The organism is Shewanella decolorationis, assembly GCF_004354305.1.
GTDB lineage: Bacteria > Pseudomonadota > Gammaproteobacteria > Enterobacterales > Shewanellaceae > Shewanella > Shewanella decolorationis.
The window spans coordinates 23,111-44,939 of sequence record NZ_CP037898.1 but is presented as its reverse complement, the minus strand read 5'-3'; the positions used below and the strand labels follow the sequence as shown (position 1 = coordinate 44,939).

Sequence of the window (21,829 nt, the reverse complement as noted above, 5' to 3'; positions counted from 1 at the left end):
GCAGATAGCAATACAAAAGCGTGGCAATGCCACGCTTTGTTTAATGTAAGATGCCTAGCTGTATTTTCCAGCCTTAACGCTGAGTATCCTCACAACCTTCTCTTTTGTGCTTTTTATCCGCATAAAGCGCCTTATCAGCAGCCTGCAGTGTCGCATCAAAGGATGGATAATCCATCGAATCTGCCACTCCACATGATACTGTTAGCATGTTTAAAAAATGTCGCTGTGCCACATTTTCTCTTAGTTTTTTGGCAAGTTCTAAAGCTTTCTCATAGGGACAACTCGCTAAAATCACCACAAACTCATCACCACCGGTACGGATAATAATGTCGTTTTCCCGAAAAACGGCTCGCATCGCTTCGACAATTTGCATTATCGCCAAATCACCTAATTGATGCCCATGGGTGTCGTTAATCGTTTTTATTTTATCGCCATCAATACAAATCACAGCATATTGAGACGCAGTTGCAGCCTTAAAAATAAGTGTTTCATAGATTTTTTTATTGTAGGTCTTCGTAAATGGATCCAACAGCATAGCTTCAGAAAATTGCTGACGCTCAGTACGTAACTGCTTGAGACGCATAAATTTAAGTTGGAAAATAATTGTTAAGCCCGACAGCAATAACCAAAGAGGCAAATATTGCATAAAAAACCTTAACGTACTGGTTTTATATGTTAAAACACTCTGATTATCTAAGTGATGACTCATAGCATAAAACAGAAAGTTGGGCGTGATCCGTGTCCAAAAACTATCTCCGCTAATAACAATCTCTGTACCATAAGCAGTGTACTGAGTTTCAAACACTTTTCTTTGCATAAAATCCGTTGCCATAAATGATGTATCAGCAATCACATCCCCCCAAAGATGCTCAGGCGCATGTGAGGATGAAATGGGCGCCGCCATAGAAAGAATAATCTTTCCCGTTACTTCATCACGATAAGGGACAGACAGCACAATATCATCAACTAAGGAGTCAGCAGAGGCATCCTTACTGCAATAATGCAGCCGTTGGCAAAACTCATTGGTGAAAGAATTTTCGTGTATTAAGCGACTTTTCACCTCATCAGGAATCGTGGAGGCAAAATATAGCGCATTACTTTTGTATAGACCGATATATATAAACTCACTTCTGACAGGATTTTTATTATTTGAATATAAATAGTCAAAATAGCGCAGGATCAACTCTTCTTCTGGTGATAAGGCTCCGCCTGAAGGCAATAATAAGCGGGAGGAATCAAGCTTAAATGGTGTCAGTAGCGCACTATTAAAATCAATAATATCGTGTAAAGACAAGCTCTTACCAAGCAACTCTAAATAACTTGGCGCCACGTGTTTCGCCCGTACAAATTTGGTAAATGCCCTGTGTTCTTTCTCTATTCGCAGGGGTAAAAGGATCAGCAGTAACACAACAAATATCAAGGTAGCTAATAAACAAGATTGGCGAACAAGTGACCAACTTAGTTTTGAAACCATCATAATCTCCGATCATGAACTGAGTTAAATTGATTTATTGCAAACCTACTGCGCCGCGCAAAACGCATTATGTCAAAATTAATCTTATCGTTAACTGTAGAACGAGTCGGCAAAAATGGAATCATAAAAAACAAAAAGGGAGCCTAAGCCCCCTTGTCAAATCGAGATAGCATTTAAGCCATCAGAACATTATTTAGTCCCAAAAATCTTATCGCCCGCATCACCTAAACCAGGCAGGATATAGCCCTTCTCGTTTAAGCATCTGTCGATTGCGGCAGTATACAGCTCAACATCCGGGTGAGCCGCTTCAAGGGCTTTGAGCCCTTCGGGCGCGGCAACTAACACTAAGGCTTTAATTGAGGTACAACCGCGTTTTTTCAGCAGGTCGATAGTCGCAATCATTGAGCCACCAGTTGCCAGCATAGGGTCAACAATCAGTGCAATACGCTCGTTCATGTCGCTGGCCAGCTTTTCAAAATATGGCACAGGCTCTAAGGTTTCTTCGTCGCGGTAAATACCTACAACCGAAATACGCGCACTTGGAATATGCTCAAGCACGCCGTCCATCATGCCTAAACCCGCACGCAGGATCGGCACAACAGTCACTTTTTTGCCCTTGATCTGATCCACATCAACTGGACCATTCCAGCCTTCAATCGTAACAGTTTCGGTTTCGAAATCTGCGGTAGCTTCATAGGTTAACAAGCTGCCCACTTCGGCGGCTAGCTCACGGAAACGTTTAGTGCTAATGTCACCTTCACGCATCAGGCCGATTTTGTGACGCACTAACGGGTGTTTAACCTCGACAACTTTCATTTTTCTCTCCTACTATTGTTCGCGAATTATCTTAGGCAAATTTTTCAGATTCTAGATGATTTGTTTATTGGGTAAAACATAAAGTTTTGCCATTCGAGCTAATCGTGAGCAATATCCCAAGAATTATTGCCAATCGCTTAAGATACGCCCATTCGTATACTATTTTATGACCAATCGCAGAATAGAAAATGTGAAATATCCCCCTGTGAAGCTAAAAATACTCCCCACAAGCTGATAAATCCAAATCATGACTTTCGACCCCTAGCACAAGCTGATAGAATACCGCCGCATAAAAATCCAATAACGATGTACCCGAGAGGATCCTCCGTGAGCACTCCTACCCCACTGAGCTATAAAGACGCTGGCGTTGATATTGATGCTGGTAATGCACTGGTAAATAACATTAAAGCGGCTGTTAAACGTACCCGTCGTCCAGAGGTAATGGGCAACTTAGGTGGTTTTGGCGCACTGTGTGAATTACCCACTAAATACAAGCAACCTGTTTTAGTGTCAGGCACCGATGGTGTTGGTACTAAATTGCGTTTAGCTATCGATTACAAAAAACACGACACAGTCGGTATCGACTTAGTGGCCATGTGTGTGAACGACTTGATCGTTCAAGGCGCTGAGCCATTGTTTTTCCTCGATTACTACGCAACAGGCAAGCTCGATGTAGAAACAGCAACCTCGGTTGTTAACGGCATCGGCGAAGGTTGTTTCCAATCTGGTTGTGCGTTAATCGGCGGCGAAACCGCTGAAATGCCAGGCATGTATGAAGGCGAAGATTACGACCTAGCAGGTTTCTGTGTGGGCGTGGTTGAAAAGGCCGACATCATTGACGGGAGTAAAGTGGCTGCGGGTGATGCGCTGATCGCCTTAGCCTCAAGCGGTCCTCATTCAAATGGCTATTCATTAGTTCGTAAAGTATTAGAAGTCAGCCAAGCGGACCCTCAACAGGATCTCAATGGCAAGCCATTGATCCAACATCTGTTAGAACCAACCAAAATTTACGTTAAATCATTGCTCAAGCTGATTGAAGCATCGGACGTGCACGCAATGGCGCACATCACTGGCGGCGGTTTCTGGGAAAACATCCCCCGCGTACTGCCTGAAAACTGCAAAGCCGTTATCCAAGGTGATTCATGGCAATGGCCTGCTGTTTTCAATTGGTTAATGGAAAACGGTAACATTGCAGAATATGAAATGTACCGCACCTTTAACTGTGGTGTCGGCATGATCGTTGCGCTGCCAGCCGATAAAGTCGATGCCGCACTGGCACTGCTCGCCGCCGAAGGCGAACAAGCTTGGCTAATCGGTGCTATCGCTGCTCGCGAAGGCAATGAAGAGCAAGTGGAGATCCTGTAATGCCCCAAAGCTGTCGTGTAGTTGTATTAATTTCCGGAAATGGCAGTAACCTGCAAGCCGTTATCGACGGTTGTGACGATAATCTGCAGGCCGAAGTTGTCGGAGTGATCAGTAATAAACCCGATGCCTACGGTTTAATTCGCGCCCATCATAGTGAAATTGATACCAGCTGCGTGATTGCTCATTCAGGTGAATCTCGCTCTGATTACGATGCACGGTTAATGGCAACGATTGAAAAGTACCAACCCGATTTGATCGTGTTGGCTGGATTTATGCGTATTCTGACCAACGATTTTGTGAATCGTTACTTAGGACGCATGATCAATATTCACCCTTCATTGCTGCCTAAATATACCGGATTAAACACCCACCAGCGCGCCATCGATGCCAAAGACACTGAACATGGCGCCAGTGTGCATTTTGTCACGCCAGAGCTGGATGCAGGCCCGGTGATTTTACAGGCAAAAGTCCCTGTTTATGAGGATGATACTGCTGAGATGCTCGCCGCTCGTGTCCATGAGCAAGAGCATGCGATTTATCCTTTAGTGGTGAAATGGTTCAGCCATCAGCGCCTCAAAATGCAGGACGGCCAAGCCTATCTCGATGGCACCTTAATCGGACCTAACGGCTACGCCCCCGATTAAACACTGCCTCGCGAAAAAAGAGACCCTAAGGGTCTCTTTTTTTTCGTCTTGTCATACAAAATCATTGTTTTCTCGCCTAATGTGGCATTAGATAAGCTAACGAAAAGTGATTTTGTTCGGCATACAAGAGACTATTAGATGAAAAATATTATCTGCGATATCGATGGTGTACTCCTGCACGACAATAAGCTGATCCCCGGCAGTGATAAATTTATCCACCGCGTTCTCGACCAAGGCAATCCCCTCGTTATTCTGACCAATTACCCAGTACAAACGGGTAAAGATCTGCAAAACCGCCTCAGCGCCGCCGGGATAGACGTACCAGAAGAATGTTTTTACACCTCGGCCATGGCCACCGCCGACTTTTTAAAGCATCAAGAAGGCAGTAAAGCCTTTGTGATTGGCGAAGGCGCCCTCACCCATGAGCTCTACAAGGCTGGTTTTACCATTACCGACATTAACCCTGACTTCGTGATTGTCGGTGAAACCCGCTCCTATAACTGGGATATGATCCATAAGGCCGCCGGATTTGTCGCCCGTGGCGCCCGTTTTATCGCCACCAACCCCGACACTCACGGCCCCGCTTACAGTCCAGCCTGCGGCGCCCTGTGTTCACCGATAGAGCGGATTACAGGCAAAAAACCCTTCTACGTAGGCAAACCGAGTTCGTGGATTATCCGCTCCGCGCTCAACCATATCGACGGCCATTCCGAAAATACCGTGATCATTGGCGACAATATGCGCACCGATATTCTGGCGGGTTTTCAAGCAGGGCTTGAGACTATTCTGGTCACCAGCGGCGTGAGTAAGCTTGAAGATATCGATAAAGAACCTTTCCGCCCCAATCATGTATTCGCCTGTGCCGGCGATATTGATGTGGTTTAATCCTTAAATCGCCCGATTCTCAGCACCTTAGCGTGCTGAGAACAACAACAGACTCGATACGGTAAAGCAACATTAAGTAACATTTTTCCCCTTGGCTCTCCCTTGTCCGCCAATAGCGCTTGCTTCATGATAAGGCGCGACATACCCCTTTGATATATGCGTGAAATACGCCCTAAAAACAACAGTAGGATTAACCTATGCGACGTTTGTATCCTGTCTGCGCGCTAGCCATGCTCAGCGCCTGCAGCCCTAATTCGGCCCAGCCCGATGCCAACAGCAGTGCAGCACTGAAACCCGTGCAAATGAATGAAGCACGCTTTAGAAACGACATTAAAAACCTTTCCTCCGATGAGTTTGAAGGCCGTGCCCCCACCACCCACGGTGAAAAGCTCACCTTAGATTATCTGTCTAAGGCCTTTGCCGAGATGGGACTCAAAGGCGCCTATCAAGGCAGTTTTTTACAACCTGTACCTATGGTGAGTTATACCGCCTACGATGCGCAGCAAATCAGCTTGGCGGGACTTCCATTAACCTTTCGCAAAGATATCGTCTTAAATAGTCGCCACGATAATGGCGGCGTCAATATCGAAAATGCGCCCTTAGTGTTTGTTGGCTACGGTGTAAATGCGCCTGAATATGGCTGGAACGATTACCAAGATGTGGATATGAAAGGGAAAATTGCGGTGATCCTTGTGAACGATCCCGGGTTTGCCCGTCCCGACTCTGGCAAGTTTAACGGTAAAGCCATGACCTACTATGGTCGCTGGAGTTACAAATTTGAAGAAGCCAGCCGTCAAGGCGCACTCGGCGCATTGATCATTCACGATACAGAGCCTGCTTCTTATCCTTGGTCCGTGGTTGAAAACAGCTGGACTGGCGCACAGCAGGATTTAGTCCTCAGCAAAACCGAGCAAGACAGTCGCGTGCAAGTCGAAGGCTGGTTAACCTTAGATGCTGCAACACAATTATTTGAAAAAGCAGGTTTATCCCTAACAACGCTGATGGCGCGCGCCGCCGATAGCCCGATTAACTTACCCCTTGAGCAAACGGCCAACATCGCCTTTAAAAACAAAGCCGAATACGCCAACAGCTATAACGTGGTCGCCACCCTTCCCGGCACGAAGCAAGCCGATGAGCAAATCCTATTTACCGGCCACTGGGACCATATTGGCAAAGATGACAGTAAAGAAGGCGATAAAATTTATAACGGTGCCATGGATAACGCATCGGGCATTGCGGGCATTTTAGAAATCGCCAGACAACTGGCCGATAACGCTAAACAGGGCCACGGCTTAGCTCGCTCGGTGACCTTTATCGCGACGACGGGTGAAGAGCAAGGTTTACTCGGCTCACGTTACTACGCTGCAAATCCTATCTACCCCATTGATAAAACGGTGGCGGTGCTCAACTTAGATAGCACCAATATCTATGGAAAAACCAAGGACTTCACTATCGTCGGTAAAGGTAAGTCCGAGCTTGAGAACTACTTAGTCGATGCTGCCAAACAGCAAAACCGTATTGCTTTGGGTGAAAAGAATCCTGCATCGGGCGGTTTCTTCCGCTCTGATCACTTCAGCTTTGCCAAACTTGGCGTGCCTGCGGTCTTTGCCGGTGGAGGAAGCGAGCCCATAGATGCCGCAACGGCAAGCTATAAAACTCAAATGCAGGCGACCATGAAGGGCTGCTACCACAATGTCTGCGATGAATACCATGAAGACTGGGATCTGAGCGGTGCGATTCAAGATCTCGAAGTTTACTATCAGGTGACTCGCACCTTAGGTAACAGCCAAGATTGGCCAGGCTATTATCAAGGCACTGAGTTTAACAGCCTGCGTCCTGCCAAAACGGAACTTGCCACGACCGCAAAGTAAGCACTTGAAAACGATTCATCGCTGAAACATCCCTATAAGGCACCTTGAGAGGTGCCTTATTATTTTATGAGCCGCCCTACTTTAGACTCACAGTTTGACCTTGGCTGTAACAGCACGCGCAATGGTTGCCGATATGCTGCTTATTAAATCAGCAATATTTACGCTTGGATCACTATCTTGCTCACATTTATGATGATTTTTCCAAAAACGGATTTTCTTGAGTGAACATTATGTATTTGCCAATATCCCGCTTTGCAATCAACGGTTAAAGGCACTTTATTCATAAAAATGCGAAATTAATTAAATAAACATCAATTAAAAGCATTTTTAAAATAAATTAAACGCACTAAAAACACCATAAATAGAACAAATCATCAAAAATAGTATTTGGCAAAATTCCGAATCGCTGGCACATTGATACTCAATTGAGACATCCTCAAATGAAATACAGCGGTTTAGGAGTTGCATTATGTGTTCGATTTTTTCAATTTTAGATATTCAATCCGATGCGAAAGAGCTACGCCAAGTGGCACTGGAAATGTCCAAACTGATGCGCCATCGCGGCCCCGATTGGTCAGGCATTTACGCTAGCGATAAAGCGATTTTGGCCCATGAGCGCTTGGCGATTGTCGATATTGAACACGGCGCGCAGCCACTGCTAACCGAAGACGGCAGCCTTATCCTCGCGGTCAACGGTGAGATCTACAACCATAAAGAACTCAAAGCCCAACTCGGCGATAAATACAGCTATCAAACCAACTCTGACTGCGAAGTCATTTTGGCGCTATACCAAGAATATGGCACTGAATTCCTTGATAAATTAAACGGTATTTTCGCCTTCGTTCTCTACGATAAAGCCAAAGACGCCTACCTTATTGGCCGCGACCATATGGGCATTATCCCGCTATACACTGGGCGTGATGTGGCGGGTAACTTCTACGTGGCTTCCGAAATGAAAGCACTGATGCCCGTCTGTAAAACCGTGGCCGAATTCCAGCCTGGGCAATACCTGTACTCAAGCATAGGTGAGCCAGTGCAATACTACACTCGCGATTGGCAGAGCTTTGATGCAGTGAAAGATAACGGCGCCAGCCAGGAAGAATTACGTGATGCCCTCGAAGCCGCAGTTAAGCGCCAATTGATGTCCGACGTGCCCTACGGCGTGTTGTTGTCTGGCGGTTTAGATTCCTCGGTGATCTCGGCGATTACCCAAACCTTTGCCAAACGCCGCATAGAAGATGATGATCAAAGTGGCGCTTGGTGGCCGCAGCTGCACTCTTTTGCTGTCGGTTTAAAAGGCGCGCCGGATTTAGCCGCCGCTAAGAAGGTCGCCGATGCGATTGGTACCATTCACCACGAGATCAACTTTACCTTCCAAGAGGGTTTAGATGCGATTAAAGAAGTCATCTACCACTTAGAAACCTATGATGTCACCACCATTCGTGCCGCGACACCTATGTACCTGATGGCGCGTAAAATCAAGGCGATGGGGATCAAAATGGTGTTATCGGGTGAAGGTGCCGATGAACTCTTTGGCGGTTACTTGTACTTCCATAAGGCGCCAAACGCGCAGGCCTTCCACGAGGAACTCGTGCGTAAACTGGATAAACTGCATCTGTTCGACTGTCTACGCGCCAACAAGGCCATGGCGGCGTGGGGACTCGAAGCCCGTGTGCCTTTCCTCGATAAGGAATTTATGGATGTGGCGATGCGTATCAACCCTGAGGCGAAAATGTCTAAGGATGGCCGAATTGAGAAACACATTCTGCGCCAAGCCTTTGAGCATAAATTACCTAAAGAAGTCGCCTGGCGCCAAAAGGAACAATTCAGCGATGGCGTAGGCTACTCTTGGATCGATGGTTTAAAGGCCCATGCTGCAGAGCAAGTAGACGACTTGCAACTGGCTAACGCGAAGTTCCGCTTCCCGTACAACACGCCAGAAACCAAGGAAGCCTATTTCTACCGTTGTTTCTTTGAGGAGCATTATCCATTACCAAGTGCCGCTGAAACCGTGCCCGGTGGCAAGTCGGTCGCCTGCTCTACGCCTGAAGCGCTGGCATGGGATGAAAGCCTACGCGGCATTATCGACCCCTCTGGTCGCGCCGTACGCTCAGTGCATGCCGCCAGCTATTAATCGCTGAGGCATGCCATCAACAGCACAAAGCCACCCTATGCCTGTCTCTTGCTCACAAGTCTTCGTGATTGAGAGACATGGCCAATTCGTAACCCTCAAGGATGGTTTGTAACCTAAACCATCCTTCCCACAATACCTCTACACAAGCTCGACCTGTCCGCTTGGTATCTTTCCAACCCCCTAATCTGGCCAGACGCTCGTACGCCCACTGCATATCGGGTGCCTGTTGAGNTAACGGACGTCCCTCCATTTTCANCCAAAGTCATTTCCACGCTTTCTGACCCAATAGCGTTTCACAACATTGTGCTGCCACTTCCGCTTTGGATACCTTCATAAAGCGAAGCTGGAGTCAGCGTGTGGCGATAAAAGCCAGTATCACACTCATNCGCTCCAGNTTCTCACGGCACTGCATTCTCAGCTCTTCCACCGCGGTGCCACTGCTTTTCCATACCTTGTGGTAATCTTCAATCAACCAACGGCGCTCGTCATAGCCGACAACCTCCAGTGCCTCCTTCGAGCATGTGATAGGTTCGGAGGTGAGTAAGTGCCATGCCAGTTTTTCTTCACGATGACTTTGCTCTACGACACTGACGTAATACAGAGGGATGTCTGCCTGAGTGCGTTTGTTGGCTGGANCTTTGAGGGTCACTCGGGCATATCTCATTTCCAGCGTCACCGCCCGGGCTTTCCTTCCGCCTTTCTGAGGAATGAGGAGNGATTTCGTCGCTGCAAGCGGTAATGTATTCGAGTAGTCATAGAGTTTGTGTGCATGCTCTTGAATGCATCGGCTCTGCATCGAGCGGACGACAAAGCGCTGTTGGTGCTGGGTTTTATAGGTCAGATATTCAAACAAATCAGCCTCACGGTCACAGACGGAAATCACCTTGTTGATATGCTCGCCTAAACGGGCAGACATATTGGCGGAGGCTTGTTCCCATTTGTAGCTCTCTTTTTCCTCGTAAGGGCGAGTAGCATGTTGGCGGCGTTGCCCGCGCTTAGTGATATCCCGCGTCCAACGCTGTTGCTCAATCAGCCCAACGACTTGCTGGCTTTGCGGTGAAAACAGCAAGATTGAATGCGCCAGAATGGCACGGTTTTTATCCCCTTGATTGGTATGACCTAACTCCTCCCTGACACTGTCATGCTTGTAAGTCAGCGAGGTGGTATCCTCTAGTGCTAACAAGATGTCATGCTCTCGAGCTTGCTGCGCGGTGGCTTGAAAACCCGCTTCAGCAATATCACTGGCTTGAATATTCTCATTGCGGATAAATCGGTAGGCCCCTTCCATCTCAGCGGGGGATAAGGGAAGTCTGGACACGGCAACTCCGGGTTGTTGGGTAATTGAGGTAGCCAGTGAAACAAGTCTTTGTGTACGTCTTGGGTCGTTGAGGTTTGCGTGCCCAAATTGACATTGCGCCCACTGCTCTGGATCCATCATCTTCATCATAATCGCCTCGAATATTTAGCCCTAGACGATCTGATCACAATGCGGGGAATGAGTTCAAAAAAAATCCCTGAGCATTGCTCAGGGATTTGTGTATGAGAGACAGGCTAATGCAGGCTTTTTCATATAAAGACTTAACCAGCAACAAACTAAGCGCCCCTTACCCCTAGAGTTCTATCATGTGACGATTTTGCTCAATCAGCTTAGCGCCAATGCCAGAGACATTCGCTAGCTCATCAATGGCCTTAAATTTACCATTTTGCGTTCGATAGTCTATGATGGCCTGCGCCTTAGCTGCACCAATCCCCTTAAGCAGTTGTAACTGCTCAGATGAAGCGGTATTGATGTTCACTTGTGCTGAATTAGGTAAATGTTGCTTGGCATCCGCTGCCATATTTTTAGCATCGGCTTTAGTTTGGGTTTGTACTTTGCTGGCTTCTTTAACAGGATCGGCTGCCACCGCAGGTAAAGCTAACAGGGCTGATAATGCAATGGCACTCACCATCACAGGTAAACGATGTGTTACTTTCATAATGCTTCCTCTTTGCTTGAAATTCGGCCTTGCGTCCTACTTCCATGGCCTCAATCAAACATAGACGAAGCTTTTATGAATTTCCAAAATCTTTGAGTAGAAATATTATCTATGACTAAAATAGCCCATTTGCTTAATGGATTATCCTTGCAAAGAAAGTAAAAAGACGCCGTTAAGGCATCCTTTCGCGAGTACCGCAAAACCATTAAGCCAGCATCGCCAAGGCTTGGTTTAAATCCTCGATGATATCGTCACAATCCTCTAAACCAATTGAGATCCGCAGTAAATTATCGCTTATTCCCGCAGCTTGGCGCGCCTCTGGCGTGTAGGGCGAATGGGTCATGGAGGCAGGATGCTGGATAAGTGATTCCGCATCACCCAGACTCACGGCGATTGAAAACAGCTTAAGGTTACCGACAAAGGCCATTGCTTGCTCAAGATCTGCAGCTAATTCAAAGGCTATTACACCGCCAGCCCGTGCCATCTGTCCACCGATAAATCGATGCCCTGAATGGGATTTAAGCCCGGGATAATAGACCCGAGTCACTGCGGGATGTTGCTCCAAAAACTCGGCGACACGCTGGGCACTGTCACAATGGCGCTGCAAACGCACATCTAAGGTTTTCAGCCCTCGCAAAATCAGCCAAGCATCGTGGGGAGACATCACGGCGCCGATATCTTTTAGGATTTCATATTTCACTCTGTGCAGCTGCTCTTCACTGCCACACACGACGCCAGCAATTACATCGCCGTGCCCATTCAAATACTTAGTCGCACTGTGTACCACTAAATCGATGCCAAATGCTAAGGGTTGCTGCAGTAGCGGCGTCATAAAAGTATTATCGACAATGCTGACAAGTTGATGCCGTTTCGCAATATCGGCGATTCCTTTTAGATCAAATACCTGTAGATGAGGATTAACAGGAGTTTCGCAAAAAATCACTCGAGTATTTGGTTTGATCGCCCGCTCAATTGCCGCTAATTCGGTAAAATCGACTAAGGTGACATCGATACCAAAACGGGCAAATTGGCTGGTCATAAGGGCAAAGGTGCAACCATAAACCGCATTGGAAGCCACTAAATGATCGCCCATCTGCAAGTTGGCCAGCAACGCCGCCGACACAGCCCCCATACCAGAAGCCGTTGCCGCCGCCGCTTCAGCGCCTTCTAAAATCGCCATTTTACGTTCCAGTTCGGCAACGGTCGGGTTACCTAGGCGAGTATAAATGTAACCGGATTCGTTGCCGGCAAATCGCTCGCCACCTTGCTGGGCCGACTCAAAGACAAAGGTCGCAGTTTGATAAAGTGGCGTCACCAAAGTACCAAAGGCTTCTCGCTCATGTCCGGCATGAATAGCTTGGGTCGCGGCTTTCCACGGCTTGCTTGATTCATCTTGCATTGCTCACTCCTTGTTGTCGCAGTGCCTCATTCGCTTGTTGTTTCATTGTTTGTTTGAATGAGGCCATACTCAGCGTCTTGATAAGTCCTATTGATAAGTTAATGAAACATTAGCCCTATCGAATAAGCACTAACATACCCCTCCGAGCGAGTGAAACCAGTACCAAGGTGAAAATAGCATCAGGGGTGCTGTAACTAAGTTGTTACATTCAAGGATTTTTGGCAGGCAAACAGCAATAAAAAATGCGCCAATGACAGGGTCATTAGCGCATTTAAATCAAGCGGTAAGTCTGAAGTGCACTCGCTATGTTGTGCATTCGGCTAGGTTATTTCTCTTTGGGTGTGGAGCCTGTTTTAAGCTCAGCAGCCTCTAATTGGCTCTTAAGCGCATCACGTCCGTCTTTAGTCAATAACTTGCCGGCAAACTGTTTAAGCTCAACCAACAACTCTTGATGAACTTTGGACAATTTGGGGCGCTGCTCCTCCCTAAACTGAATAGGTCGACATAGCGCCATGGCTTGATAGCCTAAGCGTGCCGTAAGCAGTCCGCCACCTAAGCCTTGGGCAAGCCGTGCGGATAACTTTCCCGTCATCTCAACCGACAGCAGTTGGGTCCCCAAATCGGTCACTAACTCGCTGGTACCGGCATAGATGATGTTAATGATGATGCTGCGAATGAGTTTAATCCGACTCCAATAGCCTAACTCTATCCCATAACAGGCAGCGACATCCCGCAGCATGCGTTGGTTACGCCAAAGAATAATGGCCATATCCAATGCCGCCAGCGGACTCGCGGCAAGCAACACGGCTGACTCGGCCGCGTATCGACGGACGATTTTTTTTGCCAGTTCATCCCGCTCCGTCAGCACTAAGTCCTCAAATAGCAGCACTTTTTCGGCATCGTTGTGTTCATCTTTGAGCGACTGCCGTAGCCGCTGTAACCCCTGACTATCGGGATAATGGCGCACTATGTTATTGATAAAGCCATCGGCTTCCCCCATTTGCATACTGAGGGCAAGCCTTGCGCCCGACTCTTGCGTATCGGCAACCTGCTTGAGGCGTTTTAATTTACGGTATTCGCCCAAGGCTCCTACCATAGCCCAGCTGCCGACTAAACCGAGTACGGTGCCATAAAAGCTAAATAACCAAGGGCTTGCTAACCAAGCATCCCGCAAACCTAATCCCGTTTGCACTAAAACCAGTAGTAATAATCCAAAGACGGAAAAGCGCGCCAGCCAAGACCAACGGCGAGATTGATGCAGTGTTGGCCGAATGGATGACACATCCAATGCTTGCGGATGGGCCGCCAAGGCATCATCGACAACCTCATCTACCACTTTTAAGGGTGTCTGTGGTGCAAAGGTTTGGGCACTCTTAAGCTCATCGGATACTGACTGAAGTTTGACCTTGTCAGAATCAAATACTTGTTGTTTTTTGAGCGGTTGGCTTCCAAGTGTATTTTCAGACATTGGCTTATCGAGCCCGTTTGTCTCTGACTCACTTGAAGCTGATAACGAATCTAAACTCATTCCAGTTTATCCCCCACGAGGTACTGCAGAAGGTGATCGAGACGGATATGGTCAAAATGCACCGCAGATGGATCCACATTGCTGTTATTCGGCGGAGCAAATCCCATAAAATGAAACCCCTGATCGCGCCAAAAGTTGGGCTCGGGTAAGCGAGTGGGCACTTCGCCGGGGAAAAGCGTCAGGGCTTGGCCGTTCAATCCAATCCCCTGCACGACTTCCACATCCCCTTCTTGAGTGGTCACCATGCCATGCCGTGTCGCCTTAATGGCACTAATGGCCATAGTCTCGACTTTACAACCATCGAAACTGGCAAAGTGTTGGCTGTGTTTGAGCATATCGGTGAGCAGGGATAACACATGACTTTGTTGGTCCCGCGTCACATGGTCAACCTTACTGGCGGCAAATAATAATCTGTCTATTCGCGGCGCAAACAATCGGCGTAAGTAACTGGATTGGCCGTATTGGAAGCTTTCCATAATGGCATTTAACGCGGCGCCCATATCCTCAAACTGGGTTTTGCCACGGTTTAAGGCGCTGAAGCAATCTACCAGCACTACCTGGCGATCAAACCCTGCAAAATGCTGTTTATAGAAAGGCTTTACCACCTTGGCCACGTATTCTTGATAGCGTTTTTCTAGGACATGAAAGGCGCTGTGTTTATCGCTTTGTTTAAGCTCGCTCCACTGATTTTCTGTCACAGATAACAGCGGAAAAAACGCCAGCAGCGGCGCGCCTTCCCACTCCCCTGGTAATAACATCCGTCCGGGTTGCGCCTGATAATAGCCCTGCACATGCACTAAATCGTGCAATAACTGCTGATACTCGTCCGCAATGCGTTTGAGTTGCTGCTCATCGGCGGCCTCGGTTAAATTAAGCGCACTTAACGAGGCTTGAAACTCTGCATATAGCGGCGAGCTTTTTAACACCGCGACACGCTGTTGCTGCGCGCTGCACCACTCGATAAAGCTTTGGCGCAACATAGGTAAATCTAATAGCCACTCGCCAGGATAATCGACAATATCTAAATACAGCGTAGCGGTATCGGCAAACTTGGCTAGTAGCCCCTTCTGCGGCTGATATTTGATGGCTAAGCGCAGCTCCGAAATCGTGCGGGTTGATGCAGGCCAAGTTGGAGGCGTCGAAGTAAGCGCTAACATTGCGCCCTGATAATCGAAGCTGGCAATTTCAAGATCCGGCTGCATCGCCCGCTTCACCCCGAGCAAACGTTGCTCACGGCTCACTTGCCACAATGGCAAGGCATTCCCATGGCGGGAATGGGAGACCTGAGAAGCCGCGCCACTATTGAGTAGTTGATTGACTAATCCGGTAATAAATGCGGTTTTGCCCGCCCCCGATAACCCTGTTACCGCGAGTCGTAAATGCCTGTCAGCCGTTCTATGGAGCAGGGATTGGCTCTTCTGAGTTAATTTATGGAGCGAAACGTCAAGCATTCCCATAAGGATGTCCCTAAATGTTGAATGAGGTTAACTATACACTGGATTTGACGGGAGATTAAGCAACAAGGGCGGACATAGCCGCCCTTAAGAGGGATTACAAGCTATTGATTTGTCTTTTTAAATCAAAGTTATCAGATGTTACATGGCGTTCAAGGTTTTGCAGTCTCACCTCTAGGCTTCTAAATTGCCTGCTCACATCGCTCAGCGCTTGTTTAGCAGGCTCTCCCGATTGCCAAGGTTTCTTCTTCACCTCAATGTCATCCCTAACAGTGCTATTTTGGGGTTTGATGTCGAGAATCACCCATAACGCAACATAGATGATAAACACGACGCCCGAACCACCTAATAGGAAGATAGAAACCGCAAGTACTCGCACTAACCATGTTTCAATTGCAAAGTATTCGGCTATCCCCGCACACACACCTGCGACTTTACCTGACTGGGGAATGCGATACATAGTACGGCCACTAGTTCCTCTCATGTTTGCCCCTCCATTCAGGCGATTCTGAATCCAGAATGGCCTCTAAGGTTTCGATGCGTGCAGCCATCTTATCGGCTTTAGCAATCAAATCATTGAGCTGTGAAAACTCTTCCTCAGTGAGTCCCTGGCTCACTTGTCGCTTACTGCGATAATGAAGAACTAACCATATGGGCGCCACCACTATCATAAAGATGATAATTGGTGCCATTAGTATGTCCATATCCATAACTCACCTCTGAATTGTTATTCTTTTGACTTAGTCGCAGCTTTGCCTTTTACTTTGGCCTTTAATGCTTCCAGCTCGGCATTCACTGAATCTTCAGCTTCCAGTGCGGCAAACTCATCGGCTAATGTCTTTTTATTACCCAGATCGTAGGATTCAACCTGCGCTTCTAACCCTTCGACACGGCGCTCATATTGCTCAAATTTCAGCATAGCGTTGTCGATTTTGCTTGAGTCTAACTGCTTCTTCACTTCTAAACGTGATGAGGCGGTTTGTTTACGCAAAATAATGGTCTTTTGGCGCGCTTTAGCATCCAGTAACTTTTCTTGCAGCAGGCTAACTTCATCCTTTAAGCGCACAATGTGCTCGTCGATCACCGCCAACTCTTGGTTTAAGGTATCCACTAAACCCGCGGCTTTTTGTTTTTCAACTAAAGCGGCCTTGGCTAAATCTTCGCGATCCTTCGACAGTGCTAGCTCCGCTTTGTCTTGCCAATCTTGAACTTGTTCTTCAACACGGCCGATACGACGGATTAATTCTTTCTTTTCAGCTAACACTTTTGCTGACGTTGAACGAACTTCTACCAGTGTATCTTCCATCTCTTGGATAATCAGACGAACCATTTTTTCAGGGTCTTCTGCTTTATCGAGTAATGCGCTGATATTGGAGTTAATGATATCGGCGAAACGAGAGAAAATTCCCATAATGCTATCCTCAAATTGATGTTGGTCTCGCTTAGGGTAATACACTAAGTGTGCCAACTTTTATTTTATGTTTAAATTCATAATGATAAACATATTTTTAACTTTTTCTTTATTTTATGCCTCAAGCCACTTATTATCATTTTCACCAAAATTTAGCGCGAAAGACTAAAAAATATCGTGGATAATAAATTTCAGCAAGACAACCTCATCGGCCAATCGAACGCCCTACTCGAAGTCCTAGAACATGTTTCGCAAATAGCGCCACTCTCTAAACCTGTGCTCATTATTGGTGAACGGGGTACGGGTAAGGAGCTGATTGCTGAACGCTTACATTATCTGTCTAAACGCTGGGATCAAAGTTTTATTAAGTTAAATTGTTCATCTTTGAGTGAAAATTTGCTCGAAAGTGAATTATTTGGCCATGAGTCAGGCGCCTTTACTGGCGCCAAAGGCAAACACGAAGGTCGTTTTGAGCGCGCCGACGGTGGCACCCTATTCCTTGATGAGTTAGCCAACACCTCGGGATTAATCCAAGAAAAACTGCTGCGGGTCATCGAATACGGTGAGTTTGAACGGGTCGGCGGCAGTAAAACCATCCAAGCGGATGTGCGCCTTATCTGCGCCGCCAACGAAGATTTACCCTCACTGGCCGAAGCTGGCGAATTTAGGGCCGACTTGCTCGACCGCTTAGCATTCGATGTAATCACCTTGCCGCCACTGCGTTGTCGCCCCGAAGATATTATGACCTTAGCAGAATACTTTGCCGTGGGCATGGCGCGGCAACTTAAGCTGGAACTCTTCAGTGGCTTCAGTGCTAGCGCGATAGATCAACTGATGAGCCATGACTGGCCAGGGAATATCCGTGAACTAAAAAACGTGGTCGAGCGCAGTGTGTATCGCAGTAGCGGTGAGAACCGCCCTATTGAGCAGATTATTCTCGACCCCTTTGCGTCCCCCTATCGCCCAACCACGCGTGTGCGGACACGCGAGCGCCAAATCACCGCACCTGAAGCGCCGCTGAGCGCGCCTGTGGTCACGTCGGCCAAAACCGATACCGACACGGCGGTCATTGCAGAGTCCATGACCAATCCGTTTAGTTTTCCTTTGGACTTTAAAGAGCAAACCGAGCGTTATGAGATGGAGCTCATCCAACAAGCCTTATCGGCCAGTCAGTACAATCAAAAGAAGACGGCTGAAATCCTTGGTTTAAGCTATCACCAGCTGCGCGGCATTCTGAAAAAGTACAATTTGCTCGATAAAGCATAAGCAGATTGCCCACGGGCGAGATGCACTGCTAAAATAGCCGTTCATAGTCGATAAAATAATGATTTATAAATGAGTGTGCTGATAAGACGCCTGTGCCTATCAACTGCAGTTTTCTGCATGAGTGGGTTGTTGGTTGCATGTGGCCCCCAACGACTCCCTTCTGGTTTGGTCTATTGTTCCGAAGGGAACCCCGAGTCTTTTAATCCGCAGTTGGTGACCTCAGGCACCACTATCGACGCGACCTCACACCAAATTTATAGCCGCCTAGTGGACTATGATGCGCTCTCGGGCCAGCTCGTGCCAGCGCTGGCCACCAGTTGGGCCGAGAGTGACGATGGCTTAAGTTACCGTTTCACCCTCAGGGAAAATGTTAAGTTTCAACATTCATCCCGTTTTACCCCGAGTCGCGATTTTAATGCCGACGATGTGCTGTTTTCCTTCAATCGGATTATCGACAAACATCATCCTTACCATGGTGTTTCACGTACCGGTTACCCCTTTTTCCAAAGTATTGGCTTTTCTGAACAAGTTAAAAGTGTCGAAAAAATCAATGACCACGAGGTGATCTTTCGCCTAGCGCGCAAAGATGCGTCGTTTTTATCGAATCTTGCCACCGACTTTGCCGTTATCCTCTCGAGCGAATATGCCGATCAGCAACTGGCATTGGGTCACCCTGAAAATCTCGATCATTTCGCCATCGGCACAGGGCCTTTTACCTTAGTGCACTACGCTAAAAACGAATATATTCGCTATCGCCGCAATCCCGACTTTTGGGGAGAGCCCGCCAAAGTCGATATGCTGGTCTACGATATCACCCCAAAAAGCACGGTGCGACTGGCAAAACTTATCGCCGGCGACTGCAGCGTATCGGCCCTGCCCAAAGCGGGGGAACTGCCCGTTATCAAACAACATGAACAGCTGAACATTGAGTCTCAACCCGGTCTTAACGTCGCCTTTTGGGCCTTTAACACACAAAAGCCTCCTTTAGATGATGTACGCGTGCGCCGTGCCCTCGCCTATGCCGTCGATAAGCAAAATATCTTACGTGCCGTGTATCAAAACACCGCCATAGAAGCCATAGGAGTGTTGCCGCCAGCATCATGGGCCTACGACAGCAATAAAAAACTGTTAGATTACAATCCGCAAAAGGCGCGGGATTTGTTAAAAGAAGCGGGAATCAACAATCTCAGTATCGATATCTGGGCCATGCCAGTCGCCCGCGCCTACAACCCTAACGCGTTGAAAACCGCTGAGTTAATTCAATCTGACTTGGCTAATATCGGCGTTAAGGTCAATATAATCAGTTACGATTGGAGCGTCTTTAGCCAAAGATTGAGCCGCGATGAATATGACTCAGTACTCATCGGCTGGAACGCCGATAACAGTGACCCCGATAACTTTTTCACACCACTGCTGAGTTGCTCGGCGATGCAATCAAACAACAATCGCTCTCGCTGGTGCAATAAAGAGTTTGATGCCATTCTAGACAGAGCCAGGGAAGTCTCGACTCAGGCCGAGCGCAAGGAAATTTACCAAGAAGCTGAAGCCTTCTTAGCCGAGCAAGTGCCAATGTTAAGTCTGGCCCATGCCAAGCGAGTCGCACTCACCCGCAGTGATATTCACGATATGCAGTTGACTCCCTTCGGCGGGATCTCCTTCGCCCAAACCAGCCAAACAATACAGGAGAAAAACTGATGTTTAGATACCTGTTACGGCGGCTTAATTTATTCCTTGCCACCTCACTGGTAATGATCGGTGTTCTATTTTACGCAACGGGTTTATTTCCCGTTGAACGAACCTTTGCCCTGACAGGAATACATTCCCCTACGGCAAGTCAACTCATACAAATAGAGCAAGACTATAAGCTAGATAGTAATGGTTTCATGCAGTTTATTGCCTATTTGCAACAAAGATTAAGCGGTAATTTAGGGGTATCAGTGACATCCCATCAAAGCGTTGCTGAAGAATTGGGCACTGTGCTTCCCGCCTCCTTTGAACTTGCGGTTATGGCGGCCGTGATAGCCATAGGTTTAGGTGTGCCGCTTGGGGTGTTGGCTTCTCAAAGTCAGCATAAACTCACCCAAAATACCATTATGGCGATTACTCTCACAGGCTATTCAGTGCCAGTATTTTGGTTAGGCTTGTATTTGTCACTCTGGTTTGGTGTCGACTTAGGCTGGCTGCCTATTTCAGGGCAACTCAATCTTTTATATGAGATAAAACCCGTTACGGGGTTTATGTTAGTCGACATTTTACTGTCCGATTCTGAATATCGGATATCGGCCTTTAAGGATGCCTTATTGCATATCGTCCTGCCCGCCACCACACTCGCAGTGCTGCCTTTTACCGTGGTCGTACGCAGTACGCGCTCGGCAATGATGAATGTAATGAACCAAACCTTTATTCGCGCCGCCGAAGCCAGAGGCATGCACACCAATACCATTATTTTGCGCCACGCCTTACCCAACGCGCTGATCCCCGTATTGAAGCACTTGGGCTTAATGCTCGGCTCATTTGCCAGCTATGCGATTGTTGTTGAAATGATTTTCTCTTGGCCGGGAGTGGGTTCTTGGTTAGTGTCGGGCATTTACCAACGGGACTATACGGTTATCCAAGGCGGGATTTTAGCCGTAGCCTTGTTGATCATCTTTTTAAGTATTTTGATTGAAGTGCTGCATACCGTCTTCAATCCCTTGAGCAGAAAAGATCTTTATGCCTCCAATTAAAATTTATCAAGAAGATCAAATCGCCTCGCCCATGATGCGGATCTGGCAGAATTTTTCGGCAAACCCCTTTGCCTTAGCGGGTCTGTGGACCATTGCTTTTCTGCTGCTACTCACCCTGTTTGGACCTATGATTGCCCCCTTCTCCCCCGAGGCGCAGGATCCTCGCGCACTATTATTACCTCCCTCTTGGGATCCTTCAGGCACTGTGGCACATTTTTTAGGCACAGACGATCTTGGCCGCGATATTTTTAGCCGCTTGCTACATGGAGCGCATTTAACCTTTGGCATGGCATTAATGATTGTCGGTACGGCGCTGTTTACTGGATTTATCATCGGCTCACTTTCCGGCATGATGCGTGGATTAAAATCTAGTATTTTGGGGCATTTGCTTGATGCTTTACTGTCTATCCCTTCGCTTTTGATGGCAATTTTAGTGGTTGCCGTGATGGGGCCAGGACTTGAAAACGTGTTTTGGGCCGTAGGCATTGCCTTGACGCCCCAGTTTGTACGCTCCATTCATCAATCGGTGCATGAAGAGTTACAGAAAGAATATGTGACTGCCGCCCGTTTGGACGGCGCCAATTCGCTACAGATTTTTTGGTATGTGATCATGCCAAACGTGTGGGAAGTAGTGATTATTCAAACCACCTTAGCCATTTCTGCCGCGATTTTAGATATTGCCGCCCTTGGCTTTTTAAGCCTTGGTGCCCAAGCTCCCAGTCCTGAATGGGGGGCAATGGTCGCCCAAGGCATGGATAATTTGTTGACCGCACCTTGGACTGTGACCATTCCAGGGCTGGCGATTCTTTTTAGTGTGCTCGCCATTAACTTGGTGGGCGATGGCTTGAGATCGGCGCTTGCGCCCATCAGAAACTAACCT

Annotated in this window: 18 protein-coding genes and 1 pseudogene; 9 read left to right on the top strand and 10 right to left on the bottom strand. The window is 47.6% G+C overall.

What is annotated here, in order from left to right:
* Positions 1-73: 73 nt before the first annotated feature.
* Together EYR25_RS00205 and upp are read right to left on the bottom strand one after the other, a co-directional pair.
* A complete protein-coding gene (locus tag EYR25_RS00205; RefSeq protein ID WP_133178132.1) occupies positions 74-1,474 on the bottom strand; it encodes a GGDEF domain-containing protein in 1,401 nt (466 codons plus the stop codon).
* Positions 1,475-1,663: 189 nt separating this feature from the next.
* Positions 1,664-2,290, bottom strand: coding sequence for a uracil phosphoribosyltransferase (gene upp, locus EYR25_RS00200; RefSeq protein WP_023267861.1), 627 nt, complete (start codon positions 2,288-2,290; stop codon positions 1,664-1,666).
* Positions 2,291-2,617: 327 nt separating this feature from the next.
* On the opposite strand from upp, the gene purM reads away from it, so the two are divergent.
* The 5 genes from purM (at position 2,618) to asnB (ending at position 9,189) form a co-directional block, all read left to right on the top strand.
* A complete protein-coding gene (gene purM / locus EYR25_RS00195) occupies positions 2,618-3,655 on the top strand; it encodes a phosphoribosylformylglycinamidine cyclo-ligase (RefSeq protein WP_133178131.1) in 1,038 nt (345 codons plus the stop codon).
* Positions 3,655-4,299 carry a phosphoribosylglycinamide formyltransferase gene (gene purN / locus EYR25_RS00190; RefSeq protein WP_011623140.1) on the top strand — a complete coding sequence of 215 codons (645 nt, stop codon included), beginning with the start codon at positions 3,655-3,657 and terminating at the stop codon, positions 4,297-4,299. The genes purM and purN overlap by 1 nt, the downstream gene beginning before the upstream one ends.
* A 138-nt stretch (positions 4,300-4,437) precedes the next feature.
* Positions 4,438-5,184 carry an HAD-IIA family hydrolase gene (locus EYR25_RS00185; protein ID WP_011626525.1) on the top strand — a complete coding sequence of 249 codons (747 nt, stop codon included), beginning with the start codon at positions 4,438-4,440 and terminating at the stop codon, positions 5,182-5,184.
* Between the two features lie 197 nt (positions 5,185-5,381).
* A complete protein-coding gene (locus tag EYR25_RS00180; protein ID WP_133178130.1) occupies positions 5,382-7,055 on the top strand; it encodes a M28 family metallopeptidase in 1,674 nt (557 codons plus the stop codon).
* Between the two features lie 469 nt (positions 7,056-7,524).
* Positions 7,525-9,189, top strand: a complete 1,665-nt coding sequence (gene asnB, locus EYR25_RS00175) for an asparagine synthase B (protein ID WP_133178129.1) — start codon at positions 7,525-7,527, stop codon at positions 9,187-9,189.
* Positions 9,190-9,241: 52 nt separating this feature from the next.
* Here the strand turns inward: asnB and EYR25_RS00170 are convergent.
* The 8 genes and pseudogenes from EYR25_RS00170 to pspA form a co-directional block, all read right to left on the bottom strand.
* A pseudogene (locus EYR25_RS00170) lies at positions 9,242-10,624 on the bottom strand (IS4-like element ISUnCu8 family transposase).
* Positions 10,625-10,799: 175 nt separating this feature from the next.
* Positions 10,800-11,165, bottom strand: a complete 366-nt coding sequence (locus EYR25_RS00165) for a ComEA family DNA-binding protein (RefSeq protein WP_023267537.1) — start codon at positions 11,163-11,165, stop codon at positions 10,800-10,802.
* Positions 11,166-11,370: 205 nt separating this feature from the next.
* Positions 11,371-12,564: a methionine gamma-lyase gene (gene megL / locus EYR25_RS00160; protein WP_133178128.1), complete on the bottom strand. Its 1,194-nt coding sequence runs from the start codon at positions 12,562-12,564 to the stop codon at positions 11,371-11,373.
* A gap of 325 nt (positions 12,565-12,889) precedes the next feature.
* The gene (locus EYR25_RS00155) at positions 12,890-14,092 is read right to left on the bottom strand and encodes a TIGR01620 family protein (RefSeq protein WP_133178127.1); all 1,203 of its coding nucleotides are present in this window, start codon (positions 14,090-14,092) and stop codon (positions 12,890-12,892) included.
* Positions 14,089-15,549 (bottom strand): YcjX family GTP-binding protein, encoded by a 1,461-nt coding sequence (locus tag EYR25_RS00150; RefSeq protein WP_133178126.1) that lies wholly within the window; start codon positions 15,547-15,549, stop codon positions 14,089-14,091. Before EYR25_RS00150 ends, EYR25_RS00155 begins: the two co-directional genes overlap by 4 nt.
* Before the next feature lie 94 nt (positions 15,550-15,643).
* The gene (gene pspC, locus EYR25_RS00145; protein WP_011717538.1) at positions 15,644-16,030 is read right to left on the bottom strand and encodes an envelope stress response membrane protein PspC; all 387 of its coding nucleotides are present in this window, start codon (positions 16,028-16,030) and stop codon (positions 15,644-15,646) included.
* Positions 16,017-16,256, bottom strand: coding sequence for an envelope stress response membrane protein PspB (pspB, locus tag EYR25_RS00140; RefSeq protein WP_011071929.1), 240 nt, complete (start codon positions 16,254-16,256; stop codon positions 16,017-16,019). The genes pspC and pspB overlap by 14 nt, the downstream gene beginning before the upstream one ends.
* Before the next feature lie 17 nt (positions 16,257-16,273).
* Positions 16,274-16,957, bottom strand: coding sequence for a phage shock protein PspA (pspA, locus tag EYR25_RS00135; RefSeq protein ID WP_023267532.1), 684 nt, complete (start codon positions 16,955-16,957; stop codon positions 16,274-16,276).
* Between the two features lie 177 nt (positions 16,958-17,134).
* On the opposite strand from pspA, the gene pspF reads away from it, so the two are divergent.
* The 4 genes from pspF (at position 17,135) to EYR25_RS00115 (ending at position 21,826) form a co-directional block, all read left to right on the top strand.
* Positions 17,135-18,223: a phage shock protein operon transcriptional activator gene (gene pspF / locus EYR25_RS00130; RefSeq protein WP_133178125.1), complete on the top strand. Its 1,089-nt coding sequence runs from the start codon at positions 17,135-17,137 to the stop codon at positions 18,221-18,223.
* Between the two features lie 69 nt (positions 18,224-18,292).
* Positions 18,293-19,918 (top strand): ABC transporter substrate-binding protein SapA, encoded by a 1,626-nt coding sequence (sapA, locus tag EYR25_RS00125; protein WP_133178124.1) that lies wholly within the window; start codon positions 18,293-18,295, stop codon positions 19,916-19,918.
* Positions 19,918-20,949 (top strand): ABC transporter permease, encoded by a 1,032-nt coding sequence (locus EYR25_RS00120; protein ID WP_133178123.1) that lies wholly within the window; start codon positions 19,918-19,920, stop codon positions 20,947-20,949. Before sapA ends, EYR25_RS00120 begins: the two co-directional genes overlap by 1 nt.
* Positions 20,936-21,826: an ABC transporter permease subunit gene (locus tag EYR25_RS00115; protein ID WP_023267528.1), complete on the top strand. Its 891-nt coding sequence runs from the start codon at positions 20,936-20,938 to the stop codon at positions 21,824-21,826. The genes EYR25_RS00120 and EYR25_RS00115 overlap by 14 nt, the downstream gene beginning before the upstream one ends.
* The last annotated feature ends 3 nt before the right edge of the window (positions 21,827-21,829 follow it).